The organism is Streptomyces sp. SAS_270, assembly GCF_052543295.1.
In genome coordinates this window covers 14,118-31,923 of sequence record NZ_JBMNDS010000074.1, presented here as the reverse complement: position 1 = coordinate 31,923, position 17,806 = coordinate 14,118, and the positions used below count along the sequence as shown (strand labels likewise).

The 17,806-nt window shown below is 71.5% G+C and carries 17 protein-coding genes; 10 read left to right on the top strand and 7 right to left on the bottom strand.

What is annotated here, in order from left to right; translation table 11 throughout:
• Position 1 precedes the first annotated feature (1 nt).
• Positions 2 to 1,333: an aminotransferase class I/II-fold pyridoxal phosphate-dependent enzyme gene (locus ACN6LB_RS35385; RefSeq protein WP_445029416.1), complete on the bottom strand. Its 1,332-nt coding sequence runs from the start codon at positions 1,331 to 1,333 to the stop codon at positions 2 to 4.
• Positions 1,334 to 1,368: 35 nt separating this feature from the next.
• Here ACN6LB_RS35385 and ACN6LB_RS35380 point away from each other — a divergent pair, with 35 nt between their 5' ends.
• Complete coding sequence (locus tag ACN6LB_RS35380; protein ID WP_445029415.1) at positions 1,369 to 2,058, top strand: pyridoxamine 5'-phosphate oxidase family protein; 690 nt, start codon at positions 1,369 to 1,371, stop codon at positions 2,056 to 2,058.
• Positions 2,058 to 2,705: an FMN-binding negative transcriptional regulator gene (locus ACN6LB_RS35375; RefSeq protein ID WP_445029414.1), complete on the top strand. Its 648-nt coding sequence runs from the start codon at positions 2,058 to 2,060 to the stop codon at positions 2,703 to 2,705. Before ACN6LB_RS35380 ends, ACN6LB_RS35375 begins: the two co-directional genes overlap by 1 nt.
• Before the next feature lie 38 nt (positions 2,706 to 2,743).
• Here ACN6LB_RS35375 and ACN6LB_RS35370 read toward each other — a convergent pair whose 3' ends face one another.
• The 3 genes from ACN6LB_RS35370 to ACN6LB_RS35360 form a co-directional block, all read right to left on the bottom strand.
• Positions 2,744 to 3,802, bottom strand: coding sequence for a DMT family transporter (locus ACN6LB_RS35370; RefSeq protein WP_445029413.1), 1,059 nt, complete (start codon positions 3,800 to 3,802; stop codon positions 2,744 to 2,746).
• A gap of 205 nt (positions 3,803 to 4,007) precedes the next feature.
• Positions 4,008 to 5,033 (bottom strand): EamA family transporter, encoded by a 1,026-nt coding sequence (locus tag ACN6LB_RS35365; protein ID WP_445029412.1) that lies wholly within the window; start codon positions 5,031 to 5,033, stop codon positions 4,008 to 4,010.
• Between the two features lie 151 nt (positions 5,034 to 5,184).
• Positions 5,185 to 5,790: a Clp protease N-terminal domain-containing protein gene (locus tag ACN6LB_RS35360; protein WP_445029411.1), complete on the bottom strand. Its 606-nt coding sequence runs from the start codon at positions 5,788 to 5,790 to the stop codon at positions 5,185 to 5,187.
• Between the two features lie 160 nt (positions 5,791 to 5,950).
• Here ACN6LB_RS35360 and ACN6LB_RS35355 point away from each other — a divergent pair, with 160 nt between their 5' ends.
• Together ACN6LB_RS35355 and ACN6LB_RS35350 are read left to right on the top strand one after the other, a co-directional pair.
• A complete protein-coding gene (locus tag ACN6LB_RS35355; protein ID WP_356138802.1) occupies positions 5,951 to 6,139 on the top strand; it encodes a hypothetical protein in 189 nt (62 codons plus the stop codon).
• Between the two features lie 140 nt (positions 6,140 to 6,279).
• Positions 6,280 to 6,708, top strand: coding sequence for a type II toxin-antitoxin system Rv0910 family toxin (locus tag ACN6LB_RS35350; protein WP_445029410.1), 429 nt, complete (start codon positions 6,280 to 6,282; stop codon positions 6,706 to 6,708).
• An 87-nt stretch (positions 6,709 to 6,795) separates the two neighbouring features.
• Here ACN6LB_RS35350 and ACN6LB_RS35345 read toward each other — a convergent pair whose 3' ends face one another.
• The gene (locus ACN6LB_RS35345; protein ID WP_356138806.1) at positions 6,796 to 7,443 is read right to left on the bottom strand and encodes a PadR family transcriptional regulator; all 648 of its coding nucleotides are present in this window, start codon (positions 7,441 to 7,443) and stop codon (positions 6,796 to 6,798) included.
• Positions 7,444 to 7,761: 318 nt separating this feature from the next.
• Between ACN6LB_RS35345 and ACN6LB_RS35340 the strand changes: the two genes are divergently transcribed.
• From ACN6LB_RS35340 to ACN6LB_RS35330, 3 genes are all read left to right on the top strand, one after another.
• Positions 7,762 to 8,658: an aminoglycoside phosphotransferase family protein gene (locus tag ACN6LB_RS35340; protein ID WP_445029436.1), complete on the top strand. Its 897-nt coding sequence runs from the start codon at positions 7,762 to 7,764 to the stop codon at positions 8,656 to 8,658.
• A 124-nt stretch (positions 8,659 to 8,782) separates the two neighbouring features.
• The gene (locus ACN6LB_RS35335) at positions 8,783 to 10,795 is read left to right on the top strand and encodes a hypothetical protein (protein ID WP_445029409.1); all 2,013 of its coding nucleotides are present in this window, start codon (positions 8,783 to 8,785) and stop codon (positions 10,793 to 10,795) included.
• Positions 10,796 to 10,908: 113 nt separating this feature from the next.
• Positions 10,909 to 11,718 carry a PhzF family phenazine biosynthesis protein gene (locus tag ACN6LB_RS35330; protein WP_445029408.1) on the top strand — a complete coding sequence of 270 codons (810 nt, stop codon included), beginning with the start codon at positions 10,909 to 10,911 and terminating at the stop codon, positions 11,716 to 11,718.
• Positions 11,719 to 11,780: 62 nt separating this feature from the next.
• Here the strand turns inward: ACN6LB_RS35330 and ACN6LB_RS35325 are convergent, their stop codons facing one another.
• Positions 11,781 to 12,581, bottom strand: coding sequence for a CPBP family intramembrane glutamic endopeptidase (locus ACN6LB_RS35325; protein ID WP_356138814.1), 801 nt, complete (start codon positions 12,579 to 12,581; stop codon positions 11,781 to 11,783).
• A 185-nt stretch (positions 12,582 to 12,766) separates the two neighbouring features.
• Between ACN6LB_RS35325 and ACN6LB_RS35320 the strand changes: the two genes are divergently transcribed.
• Positions 12,767 to 14,530: a substrate-binding and VWA domain-containing protein gene (locus ACN6LB_RS35320; protein WP_445029407.1), complete on the top strand. Its 1,764-nt coding sequence runs from the start codon at positions 12,767 to 12,769 to the stop codon at positions 14,528 to 14,530.
• Positions 14,531 to 14,533: 3 nt separating this feature from the next.
• Here ACN6LB_RS35320 and ACN6LB_RS35315 read toward each other — a convergent pair whose 3' ends face one another.
• The gene (locus ACN6LB_RS35315) at positions 14,534 to 16,051 is read right to left on the bottom strand and encodes a glutamate--cysteine ligase (protein WP_356138820.1); all 1,518 of its coding nucleotides are present in this window, start codon (positions 16,049 to 16,051) and stop codon (positions 14,534 to 14,536) included.
• Positions 16,052 to 16,595: 544 nt separating this feature from the next.
• On the opposite strand from ACN6LB_RS35315, the gene ACN6LB_RS35310 reads away from it, so the two are divergent.
• Both ACN6LB_RS35310 and ACN6LB_RS35305 read left to right on the top strand, forming a co-directional pair.
• A complete protein-coding gene (locus tag ACN6LB_RS35310) occupies positions 16,596 to 17,180 on the top strand; it encodes a hypothetical protein (protein WP_445029406.1) in 585 nt (194 codons plus the stop codon).
• Between the two features lie 360 nt (positions 17,181 to 17,540).
• Positions 17,541 to 17,747 (top strand): DUF5999 family protein, encoded by a 207-nt coding sequence (locus tag ACN6LB_RS35305; RefSeq protein ID WP_356147101.1) that lies wholly within the window; start codon positions 17,541 to 17,543, stop codon positions 17,745 to 17,747.
• Positions 17,748 to 17,806: the final 59 nt, after the last annotated feature.

Below are 17,806 nucleotides of genomic sequence, written 5' to 3'. Positions count from 1 at the left end.
CTCACACGTAACGCCGGGCGGGCGCCGGGGCGACGGCGGAGGCGACCGCGTCCGCCACCGGCGCGATGTCCTCCGGCGCCAGGGCGGAGACGGTGATCCGGATACCGGGCGGCGCGTTCATCCGGAACCGGGCGCCGGGCGCGACGGCCCACCCGGCGTGCAGCAGCCGGGCGACCGCCCCGGTCTCGTCCGGCACGGGAATCCACACGTTCATCCCGCTGCGCCCGTACGCCTCGACACCGCGCTCGGCGAGGGCGTCGATGAGCCCGGCGCGGCGCCGTCCGTACGAGGCGGCCACGGCCGGTACGTCCACGGCACGGTCGGCCCACAGCCTTACGACGGCCCGTTGCACCAGCCGGCTCACCCAGCCGGCGCCCACCTGCTGCCGGCCCCTCACCCGGTCGACGGTGACGCTGTCCCCGGTGAGCACGGCGAGCCGCAGGTCGGGGCCGTAGGCCTTGGCGGCCGAGCGGACCAAAGCCCAGTGCCGCGTCGTACCGGCGAGCGGGTGCAGCGGCAGGTCGACGATGTGGTGTCCGTGGTCGTCCTCGATGAGCAGCGTCTGCGGGTGCTGTCCGAGCACCGCACGCAGGGCACGTGCGCGTGCGGCGCTCACCGCGGCGCCCGTCGGGTTCTGCGCGCGGTCCGTGACGATCAGGGCGCGCGCCCCGTTCTCCAGGGCGCGCCGGACGTCGTCGGGGATCGGCCCTTCGTCGTCGACGCCCACTGCGGCCGTGCGCAGTCCGAGCGCCGGCACCAGGTCGAGCAGGCCTCCCCAGCCGGGGTCCTCGACGGCGACCGTGTCCCCGGGTTTGAGGTGGGCGGCGAGAACACGCTCCAGGGCGTCGAGCGAGCCGGACGTGACGACGACGGGTCCGTCCGGCACACCGTCCGCGTCGAGATCGGCGCGCGCCAGCCGCGCCAACTCCGGTTCGACGGCGGCCTCTCCGTAGAGCACGGGGTCGCGGTCCGAGAGGGCGGCGGCCGCGGCGAACGCCCCGGCGAGGGCGGGCAGCAGGGCGCGGTCGGGGTTGCCGTCGGCGAGGTTGCGCACCCCGGGCGGCACCTCGACGCGGATGTACTCCCGCCCGGTCGTCGCGGGCTTCGACCGGACACGGCTGCCGCGGCGGCCCGCCGTCTCGATGACTCCGCGTTCGCGCAGCGTGCGGTAGGCGGCGGCGACGGTATTCGGATTCACCCCGAGTTCGAGCGCCAACTCTCGCATCGGTGGCAGCGGTTGACCGGGCCACAGCTCTCCCGACCCCACCGCGCGCTCCACGCTCGCGGCAATCTCTGCTGCGCGCCTGCCTTCGATCCGATACTCTCCTAGCACAAACAAGATTATGCACTAGTGCAATGGAGAGCGCAATGACGGTGACGAGCCCCAAGCCCGGGACGCCCCAGCCCGCCGCCTACACCCCGACCGACCGCACCGTCCCCACGCGCTCCCGCGAGCGCGCCGCCTACGACCACGAGATGGTGCACTCGATACTCGACGAGGGCTACGTCTGCCATCTCGGCTTCGTCCGCGACGGCGCCCCGGTCGTGCTCCCCACCCTCTACGGCCGGGTCGGCGACCGCCTCTACCTGCACGGTTCGACTGGCTCGCGCCCGCTGCGGATGACCGGCCAGGCCGACCCGGGACTCGCGGTCTGCGTCACCGTCACGCACGTGGACGGCCTGGTCCTGGCCCGGTCGGCCTTCCACCACTCGATCAACTACCGCTCTGTGGTGGTGCACGGCATCGCCCGCCAGGTGACGGACCCGGACGAGAAGCGGGAAGCCCTGGACGCGCTGGTCGACCACGTCGTTCCCGGCCGCTCCCTCGACTCGCGGCCCGCCGACGCCAAGGAACTCGCCGCCACCGCCGTGATCCGCCTCGACCTGGAAGAGGTCTCCGCGAAGATCCGCACCGGCGGCCCGAACGACGAGCCCGAGGACCTGGACCTCCCGCACTGGACCGGCGTCCTCCCGCTGGCCAAGGGCTACGGCACACCGATCCCCGCCGCCGACCTGGCCCCCGGCATCGAACTCCCCGACTACCTGACGACTCTGTGATGCTGATCCACCCCTGGGACGCGCCCCACGACGCACACGAGTGGCAACAGTGGCTCGCCGCCCACGACTTCGGGCAGCTCGCCGTCAACGGCCTGCCCGGCGAGCCCCCGCACGTCCAGCCCCTGCACTTCGCGTACGAGGCCGGAGACGGCCCGAACGGCCGCGTGATCACCCATCTCGCGCGCCCCAACCCGCTGTGGCCCGCCCTGGAGGCGAACCCGGTTGTACTGCTGAGCGTGGTGGACGACTACGTCTATGTACCCGGCCCCTGGCAGGCCGCCCCGGACACCCCGCCGGAGCACGGAACGCCCACGAGCTTCTACGCGGCCGTCCAACTCCGCTGCACCGCCCACCTCGTGGACGATCCGACGGAGAAGGCCGACCTGCTCAACCGCCAGGTCGGCCACTTCCAGCCGGAGGGCGGCTCCGCACGCGTCGCGGTCGGTGAGGCACCGTACGGGCGCATGCTCTCCGGCATCCGCGGCCTGCGGCTCGAAGTGACCGACGTACGGGCGAAGTTCAAGTTCGGCGGCAAGCGGACGGAAGAGGTGCAGGACCGGATCGCGGCCGCGCTCACCACGCGGGGCGGTCCTGGTGACGTGGCAGCGCGAGAACACCTGGTGCGCAGGCGGGGCGCCGGGGCGTAGGGCGCGGGCCTTCTCGGGCCCGCACCCCCGCCCTCGGTTCAGGAAAGCGCGGCCTCCTGGAGCGCAGCCTCCGCGCGGGCGGCTCGCTCGAGCGCGGCCTCCTCCGAGGCTGCTTCCTCAGAAGCCGCTTCCTCGGAGGCCGCCTGCGCGGCGGGCGCGCTTCGTGCCTCCGCCGCCGCGAGTCCCGCGACCGATCCCAGCATCAGCAGGGTGCCCACGAGGGTCGCCGCGGTCAGCCGCTCGCCGAGCAGCCCCACGGCCAGTACGGCGGCGCTGACCGGCTCCAACAGCATGATCACGGAGACGGTCGCGGAGCGGACCACGGCGGCGCCCGCGAAGTACAGGGCGTAGGCCAGGGCCGTGGGAACGGCAGCGATGTACGCCAACAGGCCCAGGACATGGGCAGGTTGGGCGGTGTGCGGGACGAGCCCCTCGGTCAGGCCGAGCGGCAGCAAACAGACCGTGGTCACGGCGAACGCCCACACCGTCGTGCCGGACGCGTCGGCGGAGCCGTCCCGTCCCCACCAGCGCGTGAGCAGGGTCATCACCGAGTACCCGGCGGCGGACACGACGGCGAGCGCGAGGCCCCAGGGCCGTACCGCCGCTCCCCCGCTGCCGAGCACCAGCACCACCAGCCCGGCCAGCGCCCCGGCGACGGCGGCGATCCCGCCGCGGCCGAGCCGCTCTCCCATGGTGAGCCGCGCCCCCAGCGCGATGAGGACGGGACCGGCGCCGAGCGTGACGACGGTCGCCACGGCCAGCCCGGTCGACTCGACGGCGGCGAAGTACGCCGTCTGGAAGACGGCGAGGGCGATTCCGGTGACCGTGACCCGCAGCACCTTGCGGTCCAGCGGCTCACGGACGACAGGCCGCCCCCGGCGGCGCAGCAGATGCACGGCGAGCAGCAGGACGAGCCCGCCCGCGCAGCGCCAGAAGGACAGGGCGACGGGTCCCAGGTCGCTGGTCCGGTAGACCAGCGACGCGGCCGCGCCCGCGGTGCCCCAGGCGGCACCGGCGACGGTCAGATAGAGGAGGCCTCGCCCGACGGGCAGGCCGGAAGCAGCGCCGGAGACGGCGCTGGATGCAGCATTCGACACGTGTTCTCTCCGCAGGATGCAGAAGTTCGGGAAAGGACCACGTCGCAGCCGGTGCGCGGGGCACGGGCGTACGGAAAGGTCCTCGGACTTCTTCTGCGGGCAGCACCGTTCCGCCCGGCACTCAAGCCGGGCAAAGGTTCCGGAGGGCCCGCCTCAGGCGGCCGGAGGCGGAAGAACGAGTGCGTCCGAATGCATGATCAGCAGCCTAGGCGGCGCCGGTGCGGGAGGACAACTCACTTTCGGCGCCCTCGGCACCCGCACGGTCCGCTCCCCTGGCCACCGGCCCGTCCGAGGGCTGCACGGGCGCCGACGACTGCGCGATGAACGCACCGGCCAGCACCACCGCCCCGCCGACGATCTGCGGTGCCGAGAGGTGTTCGCCGAGCAGCACCCAGGCGAGCACGGTCGCGATGACCGCTTCGAGACAGGCCACGACGCCCGCGACCTGCGGCGAGAGCCTGCGTACGGAGAGCACCCCGGTGCCGTACGCGGCGACGGTCGCGATCAGCACGATCCAGCTCAGCAGCAGGCCGGCGGCGACGGACGTGCCGTTCATCTCGGCGCTGCCCCCGAGCACGGACCAGTCCATGGTCCAGGGCCGTGCGACGGCAGTCAGCAGGAGGGTGCCGACGATCAGGCCGTACGCGATGACGCCCAGCGGGTCCGGTGCCTCCTGCCCGGGCTTGCCGCCCGGGTCGGACAGAACGAAGTAGCCGACCTGGCAGCAGGCCGCGCCGAGCGCGAGCAGCAGTCCGACGACGTCGAAGCTCAGCCCCGACCACACCTCGACGACACAGGCGAGTCCGGCCACCGCGAGGACGACGCCGAGCGCCGCGGCGCGCGTCACGGGCCTGCGCTGCACGAACCGCACCCAGCCGAGCACGAGCGCGGGGGCGAAGTACTCGACGAGCAGCGCGACCCCGACGGGGATCCGTGAGATCGAGGCGAAGTAGCAGGCCTGGACGCCGGCCACACCGAGCAGTCCGAACCCGGCGAGCAGCGCCGGCCGCCGCCGTACGAGTGCCCGATGGCGCACGGCCAGCGGCAGCATCACCAGCGCGGCGCCGGCGACGCGCAGCCACACCACGTGGAGCGGGTCGAGGCCCGCTTCGATCAGCGGCTTCGCCGCGACACCCGATCCGCCGAAGGCGATCGCCGACACGACGGCGAGCCCCAGCCCGACGCCCTTGCCACGGTTGCCCGGACTGCCCTGAAACGTATGCACCGGCACATGATGACAGGCGATGACATGACCGTCACCCCCAATGGCACCTGTCTCAACGCATGGACTTCGACGGATCGCCGAAGGGACCGTCGGGGCAACGGCCTGGAGACTAGGTGTGAAGCCATGAGCAGGGCGGGCCCGAAGCGACGACGGGCTGTCAGCAGGCGGCTTCGCCGTCCGCGACCCGCTCCTCGAAGGGGACGCCGCTCTCGATGCGCAGCAGCAGCGCCGCGGCGTCCACGCCCGCGCGCCCGAGGACCTCGACGGCGCGCGAGCGGCCGTCCGCCACGACGGCGGCGAGCAGGTCGAGGCCGCGGGCCCGCTCCTCCCCGCGCCGCCCGGCGCGGGCGCACGCGTCCCCCATCGCTCCGGCGGCCGCCGGGGACCAGCCCGCCACCTCGGCCACCACCGGCACGGCGCCGGAGTCCTCGACGGAGCCCTGCCAGCGCAGCCCGTAGCCGATGCTGCGCTGGACCAGGTAGCCGAGCAGTCGGGCGATCTGCGGCCCGCTGTCGAAGGCGGCGCGCACCTCGGGGTCGGACTCCAGCAGCGAATGCAGCAGATGAGCGGTGTCGATCTGCCGGTCCCCGTCCCTCAGCGCCCTCCTGCGCGCCCCGGCGACCACCGAGGCCAGCTCGGCGGTGAGTCCGGCGGCGAGCTCGGCATCGAGTTCCGCGCGGTGGGAGCCGCTGTCGGCGGCCGACTGCTGGGGGGTACGGGGGTGCACAACCTCCACCCCATCAACGTCCACGCACCCGGTCATCCCCGATGGGGAGCATTTCCGCGTCCCACACAGGTTGGGCAAGAGGGCCCGCCCCTCCTCCTTACGGATGACATCGCGCCGTTCTCCGTCTCGGGGCGCGCGCCGCCTTGCGTCGCGCCCCGCACGCAACCGTGGCACTCCGGTGTTCGTCAAATCCTGCATGGAGAGCAGGTGTTGGATGGTCGCCCTGCCTGCGGTCGACGGCAGGCACTACGTGTACCGGGTGTACGCACCCGAGGACGCGCTCCTCGCCGACCTGTTCTGGGACGCGTGGCACTGCCACGACGAAGGGCCCTTCCCGCGCGCCTGGGACGTGTTCGACGCGGCGGAGATACGACAGGTGGGCTGAACACCCTGCCGCGCCCAGGGCCGGAGCCACCTCCACAATTCCTGACGGTTCATCAGTATTGAATGTTCCAGACCCTCCGGCTACGTTCCGCGACACCGTAGCTGCGCCGGGCGCAGCGCCCGACACGAAGAGGTGGTCGCATGGCCGAAGTCAGCGCGGAGGCACGCATCGAGGCCCCTGCCGAGAAGATCTGGGCGCAGCTCACGGACTTCTCCTCGTACGGAGAGTGGAACTCGACGCACACCAGCTTCCCGAAGGGTGGCCCCACGACGCTCGAAGTCGGTGGCACCTTCGAGGAGAACATGAAGCTCATGGGCTTTCCGGCCGAGGTGAACTGGACCATCGAGGAGTTGGAACCCGCCCGGACCCTCGCCATCCGCGGCAAGGGCCCGATGGCGGTGGTCGTCGCCACGCGCTACACACTCGTCCCGGACGGCGACGCCACCACGGTGCGCATCGACGGGGAGTTCACCGGCGCCGCCGTCTCCCTGATGGCGGGCAAGCTGAAGGACTCGGCGACGGCCGCCCTGAACGAGTCACTGCGGAAGCTGGGCGGACTGGTGGCCTGAACCCCGAGCGGGAGCCGGGCCGGGTAGAGGGAAAGGCGCCCCGCGGAAACACTTCCACGGGGCGCCGGCGCGTACCACAGCACGGCCTCAGTCCTCGTCGGCGAGGATCAGGTACAGCTTCTTGCGGGCTTCGTTGATGACCGTCAGCGCCTTGGCGCGCTGGTCCTTGCTGCCGGTCTTCCAGACCTGACCGAAGGCCTCCATGAGACCGAAGCCGGCCTGCCGGATCTCGGTCAGCGCCTCCCAGTCGACCCCGCGCCCGGCCTCTTCCCACGGCGCGTCGGCGCCCTCGTCGGCCGCCGCGCGGCCGGACTCGGTGAGCGAGAACAGCTTCTTGCCGCCTTCGCTCTCACTGGTGATGAGGCCCTCGTCCTCCAGCAGCTGGAGGGTGGGGTACACCGAACCCGGGCTGGGCTTCCACGCCCCGCCGCTGCGCTCGGCGATCTCCTGGATCATCTCGTAGCCATGCATGGGCCGGTCCTTGAGCAGGGCCAGGATCGACGCGCGTACGTCGCCGCGCCTCGCCCTCCCCCGCGGTCCGCCCCTGCCGCCACGCCCACCCCAGGGGCCCGGGCCGAAGCCGCCGGGTCCACCGAAGCCGGGGCCACCGGGACCACCCGGTCCGAAGGGCCCGAAGGCCCCACGCCGCCCCTCGAAGCCGCCCCGACCCCGATGGCCGGGTCCGCCGTGGTGCCCGTGTCCGTGCTCGTATCCGAATTCCTGTCCGGAACGCATCGCAATCACTCCATTCCATCGTTGATCGGTCGCGATGCGTCAACGATATATCGGAATAGTTCGTCTGGCAACCCGTCGCCGGTGGACATGTCCTGTCTCGCCCGGCTGAGGGGGCAGCGGACAGAAGCCGGACACAGTCCTTGCCATGCCGCCCTGACGCTGGAAATCCGATGGCTCTCGACCGTCGAATCAGCCAAGGTGCCGGAGTGAGCACTGAAGTGAGTCCCCGGAATCGCAGGACGTCGCAGCGGCCCTCGCACCAGGTGATCCGGTCCGAAGCCGCGTTCCGAGTCGGACCAGTGGAAGAGCGTGCGAGCGATGACCATGCACGATGACCAAGTGGACGTGACCGCCGAAACCGTTGCGGCTTTGGTCCGGGAACAGTTCCCCCAGTGGAGCGGCAAGGCGATCCGACCCCTGCCCTCGACCGGGACGGTCAACGCCATCTTCCGCATCGGGAACGACCTCTCGGCGCGTTTCCCCCTGCGTCCGGCCGATGCCTCCGAGGCGCTGGCGTCTCTGAAACAGGAGGCCCAGGCGAGCGCGGAGCTGGCGCAGGTGTCCCGGTTCCCCGTCCCGGAACCCGTCGCCCTGGGAAATCCTGGAGCGGGTTACCCCATGTCCTGGTCGGTCCAGACATGGCTGCCGGGAACTGTCGCCTCGGATGCCGACCCGAGTGGGTCGGACGCCTTTGCCGAGGACCTCGCGGCGTTCATCGCAGACCTGCGGGAGGCCGAGACGCAGGGGCGGCACTTCGACGGCGAAGGTCGTGGCGGAGTTCTCGCTCACCACGACGATTGGATGGCGAAGTGCTTCGAGGAGAGCAAGGGGCTGCTTGACGTGCCCCGGCTGCGCCAGGTCTGGAGCCACCTTCGGGAGTTGCCACGCACGGGTGCCGACGTGATGAGCCATCGTGACCTGATCCCCGGCAATGTACTGGTCGCGGGAGACCGGCTCAGCGGCGTACTCGACACCGGCGGCTTCGGCCCGGCCGACCGCGCGCTGGATCTGGTCAGTGCCTGGCACCTTTTGCAGCCAGGTCCGCGGGCAGTGCTCCGGCAGGCACTGGACTGCGACGATCTGGAGTGGGAGCGCGGCAAGGCATGGGCGTTCGAACAGGCGATGGGAGTTGTCTGGTACTACGTCGAGAGCAATCCGACGATGAGCAGAATGGGGCGCCGGACACTCGACCGCATTCTGGAGTCGACGGAGTGATGTCGCCCCGGTGATGGGCCGTGCTCAAAGACGATCGCTTGCCGCCCCCACCGACAGCAGCACAGAGCAAATGTCCGCCGGGCAGCGGACCACACCGTCGATACAGGTCGGAAGTGGGAGTGGCGTGGCGGCGATATCGCTGAAGGCCCTGGAGGACGTGCCCTGGCACCGGCTCGAGTCGGCGCTGCCTCAGCACCCGGTGACGGGAGTGCCCCGCGCGCTGCGGCGGCTCGCGCTGGCGGGCGGTGCCGCGACGGACGAGGACTGCGGCCCGCTCTTCTCCTGCCTCGCCGCGGGCAACGGCCGGGTGACCTCGGCGGCGACCGCCGCGCTGCCGTTCGTCCTGGCGCTCGCCGCCGATCCGGGCATGGCGGTGCGGGTCACGCTCGTGGACCTGCTGCACTGCATGGTCCGCACGGCGGCAACGGCCGAACCGCACCTGGTGGACAAGGGGTGGGCCACCGCCTGGGAACATCACCGGCCCGCCATCCTGGCACTGCTCGCGGACCCGGACCCCGAGGTACGGCGGTCGGCCCTGTCCCTCGCGGGCGATGCGGCCCCGCTGCTGGAGCGCTGGCGGGCCGAGACCGATCCGACGTTGCGCGTATCAGTGCTGCTCGCGCTGGGCGAGGCCGCTGCCGCCGGCGGGGCAGGCGATGTCGAGGAGACGCGGGCGGTGCTGGCCGACCTGATGCGGGAGGGCGAACCCGTCATGAAGGTCGCGGCCGTGCACGCCTGGGCGAGCCTCGCCCCGGAGGTACCGGTCCAGCACGCCGACCTCCTGCTGGAGACCCTCTCCGACCCCTCCCTGCGGCCGAGGTTCGAGGAGGTCTGGTACGTGCCGGGCGTCGACGATCCCTTCAGCCGCGACGACGTCGCCCGCTGGACGGCCGGCCTGTTCGACCACACCCCCGATACGGCCATCTCGTTCCTGGTCCGCCTGGCCGGACGAGCCCACCGGCCCGAGGACACCGGGCTGCGCCGGACCGTGCTGGACGAGGCATGGCGGCTGCTGGTCGTCCGGCCGTCCGCGGCGCCCGCGCTGCTGACGGTCGCGGGTGACCTCCTCACCGACCCGGACGACGAGGTACGCCTCAAGGCGGCGAACCTCCTCGCGGTGCTCGGCCCCCGGGCGGCCGCGTACGCCGACGGGCTCGCCGAGCTGGTCGACGACCCGGGCGAGTACCTGATGACAGAGGGCAGCGTGGGCGACTTCGCACGCTGGGCGCTGGCCCGGATCGGCGACCCGCGCGCCCTCCCGGGGCTCGTCGAGCGGCTCTACGAGCCCTACAAGGAGCAGTACTCGCGCAGCTACTGCGCGGGCGACCCCCGGCTTCCCGACATCGACGACATCCTGGTTCCGCTGCGGGCGCACGCCGACATCCTGCTGCCGGCGCTGCGGAACGTGATGCGGCACCACGACGCGCACCACGGCGCCCCCGGGCCGCTGACGGGCGCCTTCCTCCGAGTTCTGGAGGCGTGGGGGCCCGCGTCGCTGCCCGCGCTGCCGGAGGTGATGTCCCTGTTGAACGAGCCGCGCGGCGCATGGCTGGTCGCCGACGTCGTGGCAGCGATGGGACCGGCGGCCGCATCCGCCGCGCCCGCCCTGCGCAACTGCACCACCCTCGACCGGCCGGAACTCCGCACCAAGTTGGCATGGACCGCCTGGCGGATCGGTGAGGACGAGGGCGGATCGGCCCTGCGGTCGGTCGGCGACGCGGTGCTGCACGCCCAGGACCCGAACCACGGACCGCTCCACCTGCTTGCCGACTTCGGCCCCGCGGCAGCGCCGTACGCCGACCGGGTGCGGCACATCATGGAGCACACCGTGGGCGGGCGCAGACTGCAGGCGGCGATCACACTGTGGTCGATCACCGGTGAACCGCAGCCGAGCCTGGCGGTCCTGGAGGAGTTCGTCCTGCCGGCGGCCGACGGCGGCGACGACGACTACGCAAGCTTCGGCGAGGCGCTGCGGGCCCTGTGGCGGATCGGCACGGCCACCCCGGCACTGCGTGCCGCCCTGCGGACGGTCCAGAGGCTCGATCACCGCCTGTCGCCGTACCGCGACTACCGCGCCTTCCTCGACGACGAGAGTCTCAGGGGCACGATCGCGGAGGTCCTCGCGATGCCGGCGTGACCGCGGGGAGAGGTCTCCACGAGTCGGCGTTCGGTGCGGGACACCGTCGAAACGGTCCAGATCCCCGGAATTGGCCTTGTCCCGCGGCCCTCCGCGACGGCTAACGTCGCCCCATGCGGATTCGAATCGTCGACGCCTTCACCGATCGCCCCTTCTCCGGCAACCCCGCCGGTGTCCTGCTGCTCGACGCCTTCCCCGGCGACGCCTGGATGCAGAACGTGGCCCGCGAGGTCAACCACGCCGAGACGGCGTTCGCCCACCGACTGCCCGAGAGCGGCGAGGCGGACTGGGCGCTGCGCTGGTTCACGCCCGCGACCGAGGTCGCGATGTGCGGTCACGCGACGCTGGCGACCGCGCACGTCCTGCACACCACGGGCGCGCACAAGGGACCCGTACGGTTCGCCACCCTCAGCGGCGTCCTCGTCGCGACGCCCGACGAGGACGGCACTTTCACGCTGGACTTCCCGACCGCACCGCTCACGCCGGTCGACATCCCGGACGGCGTCGCGCAGGCGCTGGGCGCCGAGCCCCTCACGGCGTTCGACACCGGTCCGAACGTCGGCGACCTGCTGGTCGAACTCGCCGACGAGAAGACGGTCCTCGGCCTCACCCCCGACCACAAGGCCCTCATGCGGCACTCCGCGCGCGGCATCATCGCGACCGCCCGCGCCGAAGACCCCACCCGGGGCCACGACTTCGTCTCCCGCTGCTTCTTCCCGAACGTCGGCATCGACGAGGACCCGGTCACCGGCAGCGCCCACACCGCGCTCGCGCCCTTCTGGTCCGAGCGCCTCGGCCGCCCGCGCCTCACCGGTCTGCAGGCCTCCCCGCGCTCCGGCCTCGTCCGCACGGCACTGCACGGCGACCGCACCCACCTCACGGGCAGCGCGGTCACCACCATCGAGGGCGAACTGCTGGTCTGACGGCACGGCGGGGACGTACGAGAATCCCGTACGCCCCCGCCCGCACCGCGACCGCAGCCCACTCAAGCCGTCGGCAGCCACCCCACCTTGCCCGCCAGCAGCGCGTATCCCACGAACGCCCCGATGTCGAGCAGCGAGTGCGCCACCACCAGGGGGCCGACCCGCCCCCAGCGCCGGTACAGGTAGACGAAGACCACGCCCATCACCATGTTGCCGACGAATCCGCCGATGCCCTGGTAGAGGTGGTACGACCCGCGCAGCACGGCGCTCGCGACGAGTGCCGTGCCCGGCGTCCAGCCCAACTGGCCCAGGCGGCGCAGCAGATACCCGACGACGATGACCTCTTCGAGGACCGCGTTCTGAATCGCGGAGAGGATCAGCACCGGGTGCTTCCACCACACGTCGGGCAGCGCCTCCGGCACCACCGTGAGGTTGAAACCGAGGCCCCGGGCCGCCAGATAGAACGCGATGCCCGTGCTGCCGATCACCGCCGCGATCGCGGCCCCGCGGCCGAGGTCCGGCCACGGGCGCGTGCGGTCGAAACCGATCACGCGCAGCCCCTCGCCCTCGCGCAGCAGGAGGTGCGCGACGAGCGCGACCGGCACCAGCGAGGACGCGATACCGAAGAGCTGCCAAGCCAGATCCAGCCAGGGACGGCCCGGCGCGGCCGAGCCGACGAGCGTGGCCGCCTGGTGCTTCAGACCCCCCGGTTTGGTGACCGACCCGACAAAGCTGATCAGCGCGGACACTCCGCTCGCACCGAGCGAAAGCCCCAGAACGAGCAGCGTCTCGTCCCGGAGTATCCGTCGCGTCAGCCCCTCCTTCGGAAAAGATTCGGCCACCGACCCCGCCTCCACCTGCACTCCCGCCTCCAGTTGAGTAATCCCGCCTCATCCCCATCTTCGCCCCGCTAGGGTCTCGAAAGAAGTTACGAAGATCGTGCGCGACAGGCCGTCGGGGGGACGGACGCCGTACGGGGCGTACCTCCCCTTTTCCTGCCTTACGGCTGTTTCACGGCTCAAGGCTCAACAGGGAGGGCACCACCGTCATGGGACGTCACAGCTTGCCCGACGCGTACGGAGCGGGCGCCGCCGACCCCCGACCCCGCGTGCGCCGCCGCAATGTGGCCCTCGCGACGGTGCTCGTGCTCGCAGTCGCCGCGGGCACGGCAGGCGCGGTCCGCGGCGGGCTGTTCTCGTTCGGCTCCTCCTGCCGGGACGACGCGGTGCGCGTCAACGTCGCCGCGTCGCCGGACATGGCTCCCGCCCTGCGTGCCACGGCGGCGTACGCCCGCGCCCACAACATCACCTCCGACGGCCGGTGTCTGGACATCGGCGTCACCGCACGCACGTCGTACGAGGTCGCGGACTCCCTGGCATCGGGCGGGAAGTCCGACGTCCAGGCGTGGGTGCCGGACTCCGACCTGTGGGTGCAGCGTGTCGCCGCGGACAGCAGGTCGACGCAGGTGACTCCGGCGGGCAGCGTGGCGTCCTCTCCCTTGGGCGTCGCCATGGTCCCGGCGGCCGCCGAGTCGCTGGGGTGGCCCGAGAAGACATACAGCTGGACCGAGTTGACCGGTGCGGCGATGGCGGACGACAAGCTGCGGCTCGGCGCCGCCGACCCCTCGCGCAGCGCCACCGGCCTGCTCGCCCTCACTCAGCTGAGCGCCGCCGCCGCGGGGACCAAGGGCGGCGACACCCGCGCGGCGGCCCTCGCGAAGGCGCTCTCGCAGCGCACGTCCGACAGCGACAGCCGGCTCCTGGACACCCTGCCCCGAGACTCCTCCGGCGCCGAGCAGGGCAACCCGAAGCGCAACCGGGCCGTGATCCTCTCGGAGCAGGCGGCGTTCACGCACAACGCCCCGGCCCACGGCGACGGCGGGCTCGACCTCTTCTATCCCAAGGACGGCTCGCCCCGGCTGGACTACCCCTTCGCCCTGGTCGACGAACCGCAGCTGACCACCGACGTGAGCCGCGCCGCCCTCCGGTTCATGACGCTGCTGAGCGAACCGACGGGCCGGCGGATCCTGGAGAAGCACGGCTTCCGCACGGATGACGAGACCGTCCCCGACGCGCTGGTCACCAGGGCGGGCGGCCGCGCCCCTCAGCCGTACGACGAGATCGCACCCGAACCGGCCCCGGCCAAGGCGGTGCAGGAGGCCCTCGGCATGTGGACGATCACAGTGCAGAGCGCACGGATCACCACCGTCGTCGACGCCTCCTCGTCGATGGCGGAGCCGGTGCCGGGCACCGGCAAGTCACGGATGGACGTCACCAAGGCGTCCCTGCTCCAGGCCCTCGCCACCTTCACCCCGCAGGACGAGATCGGGCTGTGGAAGTTCTCCACACGTCTCGACGGCGAGCGCGACTACCGCGTCCTCGTGCCGACCAAGCCCCTGGGCGACCGCAAGGACAAGGGCACCCAGCGGGACAGGCTGTCGGCGGCCTTCAGCGCTCTCACACCCGTCCCGAACGGCGCGACGGGCCTCTACGACACCACGCTCGCCGCGTACAAAGCGGCCCTCTCCTCCTACGCGAAGGGGAAGTTCAACGCGCTGGTGATCCTGACGGACGGCGTCAACCAGGACCCGGGAAGCATCTCGCGCTCCCGACTCGTCGCCGAGCTGCAGCAGCTCACCGATCCGGAGCGGCCGGTGCCGCTGATCGCGATCGCGGTGGGCCCGGACGCCGACAAGGACGAGGTCGAGGAGATCGCGAAGGCGACCGGGGGCTCCGGCCAGCAGGTCAGCGATCCCGCGCAGATCCACTCGGTGATCCTGAAGGCCATCGTCGAGGCGGGCAGCCAGAGCTGAGTCTCACGCCAGGGACACCGGCTCCGGCAGCCCGACCGGCCAGCTGTGCACGGGTTCCCCGAGGTGCATCAGTTCGCAGTAGCGCCTGGTGGTGGCCGCCAGCGCCGCATCCCGCCCGAGGCCACGCTCCAGGGCCTCGTGGAAGGTGGCCGCCTGCCAGGTCGCCCCGTTGGTGCGCAGCCGGCACCGGGCCTCGATGACCCCCAGCAGGAAGTCGCGGTCGGCCGGCTCGATCCCCCAGGCGTCCAGCCCCGCCGCGGCGAGCGGCAGCAGCTCGTCGCGGACCAGAGCCACCGCCTCCACCCGCGTCGTGCCGCCGTAGCGTCCGTGTCGCGGCCACTCCAGTGTTGCGTCGATGCCGTGCCGGCAGGCCGCGTCGAAGTTGGCGGCTGCGGACGCGAACGGCAGCCGCGTCCACACCGGGCGCGACTCCTCGGCGAGCGCGCGGACGAGCCCGTAGTAGAAGGCCGCGTTGGCGACCACATCGGTCACGGTGGGGCCCGCGGGCAGCACACGGTTCTCGACGCGCAGGTGCGGGACGCCCTCGGCGATGCCGTACACGGGCCGGTTCCAGCGGTACACCGTGCCGTTGTGCAGCACCAGCTCGGCGAGCGTCGGGACGCCGCCGGCGTCGAGCACGCCGAGCGGATCCTCCTCCTGGCAGATGGGCAGCAGCGCCGGGAAGAAGCGCAGGTTCTCCTCGAAGAGGTCGTACGCCGAGGAGATCCACCGCTCCCCGAACCAGGTCCGCGGCCGCACCCCTTGGGCCACGAGTTCGGGCGGCCGGGTGTCGGTGGACTGCTGGAACAGCGGGGGCCGCGACTCGCGCCACAGCTCGTGGCCGAACAGGAAGGGCGAGTTGGCGCCGATCGCGACCTGCGCGGCGGCGACGGCCTGCGCGGCGTTCCACACGTCCGGGAACCTGGCGGGGGTGACCTGGAGGTGCAACTGCACGGAGGTGCAGGCGGCTTCCGGCGCGATGGACCTCGAGGTGCAGACCAGCCGCTCCACGCCGTCGATGTCGAGAGCGAAGTCCTCGCCGCGGGCGGCCACGATCTGGTCGTTGAGCAGCGTGTAGCGGTCGACGTCGGAAAGGTTCGAGGAGACCAGGTCCTCCTGCCCGAGCGTCGGCAGAATCCCGATCATCACGATTCCGGCGTCGACCTCTCCAGCTTTCCGATGCGCATAGGCGAGGGAGGTGCGCAGTTCCTCCGTGAGCCGGTCGAATACCCGCCCACCCAGTCGGTGTGGAGCTATGTTGACTTCCAGATTGAACATGGCGAGTTCTGTTTGGAAATCGCGGCTCGCAATCCTTTCGAGTACTTGCGCATTCATCATTCTCGGCATGCCGTCGGGGCCTGCGAGATTCAGCTCGATCTCCAGACCCATGAGATTCTTCGGGCGGTCGAACCTCTTCTCCTCCAGCAACCTCGCCAGCCCCGCCAGACACTGCTGGAGCTTGGCGCGGTACCGCTGGCGATCGGACAGGTCGAACGGCCCTGCCACGACCTTCTCCCCCATCGAAGTGTCCTTCCTCGGATGGGCGGGCCGGCGTTCCGGCTCCCGGCGTACAGGGTCACGTGGGATGATGCCCAGGCAGGGCGATCAATAACGCCCCGGACGGGACCGTCGCCCGCTAGGCTGGAACCGACCGTCCGGGGGCACATTCACCAGGCATGAGGCAATGTGCAGTTTCACTCCCTCACGATCTCGTGAAAAACGCCGACGAGAATCAGCCGACCGCTTCCGCGAAATATTCCGAGGTCACCGTGTCGCACCGGCGTGGAATCGGGATGAACTTCTCGTTTCCATGGCCGATTTACGCCTTGCTCTTCATATTCCGTGCGACTAGATGAAACACCGTCTGAACACGTGTCGTATAAACTCCGCGAACGAGGCAGAGAGTAGGCACTCGTGGTCCCGGATCCTGATGTCGAAGTGCGCGCGGCAGGCAGCACCTCGTCGGCAGGGTACGGATCCCCGCCCCTCTGACCCCGAGAGCTGACAGCGCCGTCCGCCCCCGCCCTCGCGCCACTGTGCCTGTCGAAATGAGAGGCGACCCACCATGCCGCTGCACGTACCCCCGGCTCCCGCGCCCGCCCTGCGCACCGTCCTCACGGCCCTCGGTTCCCCCACCGCCGTCCGCGAGGCGCGCACTCCGTCCCTGCGCAAGGCCCAGGGACCCGCCACCCCCGAACTCCCGTTGCCCCTGCACGTCCTCGACCGGATCACCCCAGCGGGCGCGTCCACGACCCGGCTCGCCGGGTGGCGCTTCCTGATCCGCTGCGGCGACCGTGCCGTGGCCGCCGCGGAGACCATGCTGACCCCGGACGGCTGGGCCTTCTCGCACTTCTTCGAAGGCCCCTACGTCACCGCCACCGAACGCGCCCTGCGCCAGGCCGAGAACATGAAACAGCCCTACCAGGCACGCCTGCTGTCCGTGCCCGAGCTGTACATGCTCACCCTGTGGCTGCACGGGGACTGCACCGCCGACGGCGCCACCGGCCATCCGGCCGCCACCGATCTCCTCGTGCCGCTGGCCCCGGCCCCGCCCGGCATCGCCGCGCACCGCCCGCACCGCGTCGCCGAGCTGCTCCCGGTCCTCACCCTCCGCCTCGCCCCCGCGCCACTTCTCAGCTCGCCGGCCTGAGCGCTCCCGCGCCGCCTCTCCTCCCGTGCCCCGCCGCCGTCACCGGCAGCGGGGCACGCCGCTCGTTCGGGCCACGCAGCGCTCGTACGAGGCAAAACGCGCTCCTCGCCCCACCGGACTAGCCCCATTCGGCCACGTCGAACCACCCGAAGAGACAGTGCAGTTGGGATGAACCGTCCGCACGGGTGATGCGTCATCAACCTGTGAGGAGCGCTGCTGTCAAATCCCTGCGGATTGACGTCCGTAGGGCAACACTGGGTTCAGACCACACACCAACGGGGGGCGGCCATGAGCATGTCGAGCCGCGGGACAGACACCACAGCGATCACTGACATCACAACCCAGCGAAAGATCCCATCAATGTGCCAGCACCAGCCACCGTGTCCGACAGCCGAATCCGCCGACCGGGAGTCCGCCCGTCTCGTGGCGCACCACCCGGAGCAGGGATGGAGCCTGCTGTGCAACGGCGTTCTGCTCTTCGAGGACACCGGTGAGCTCCTGCCCGACGGCCAGATCATCGCCCCGCACCGCCCCATGGGCATCGACCAGGTGATGACGGCCGCCTGAGCGGCAGCGCACGACGGGCGGCCTGGCCGCCCGGACACAAGAGGGGCCGGCCCGGAGTA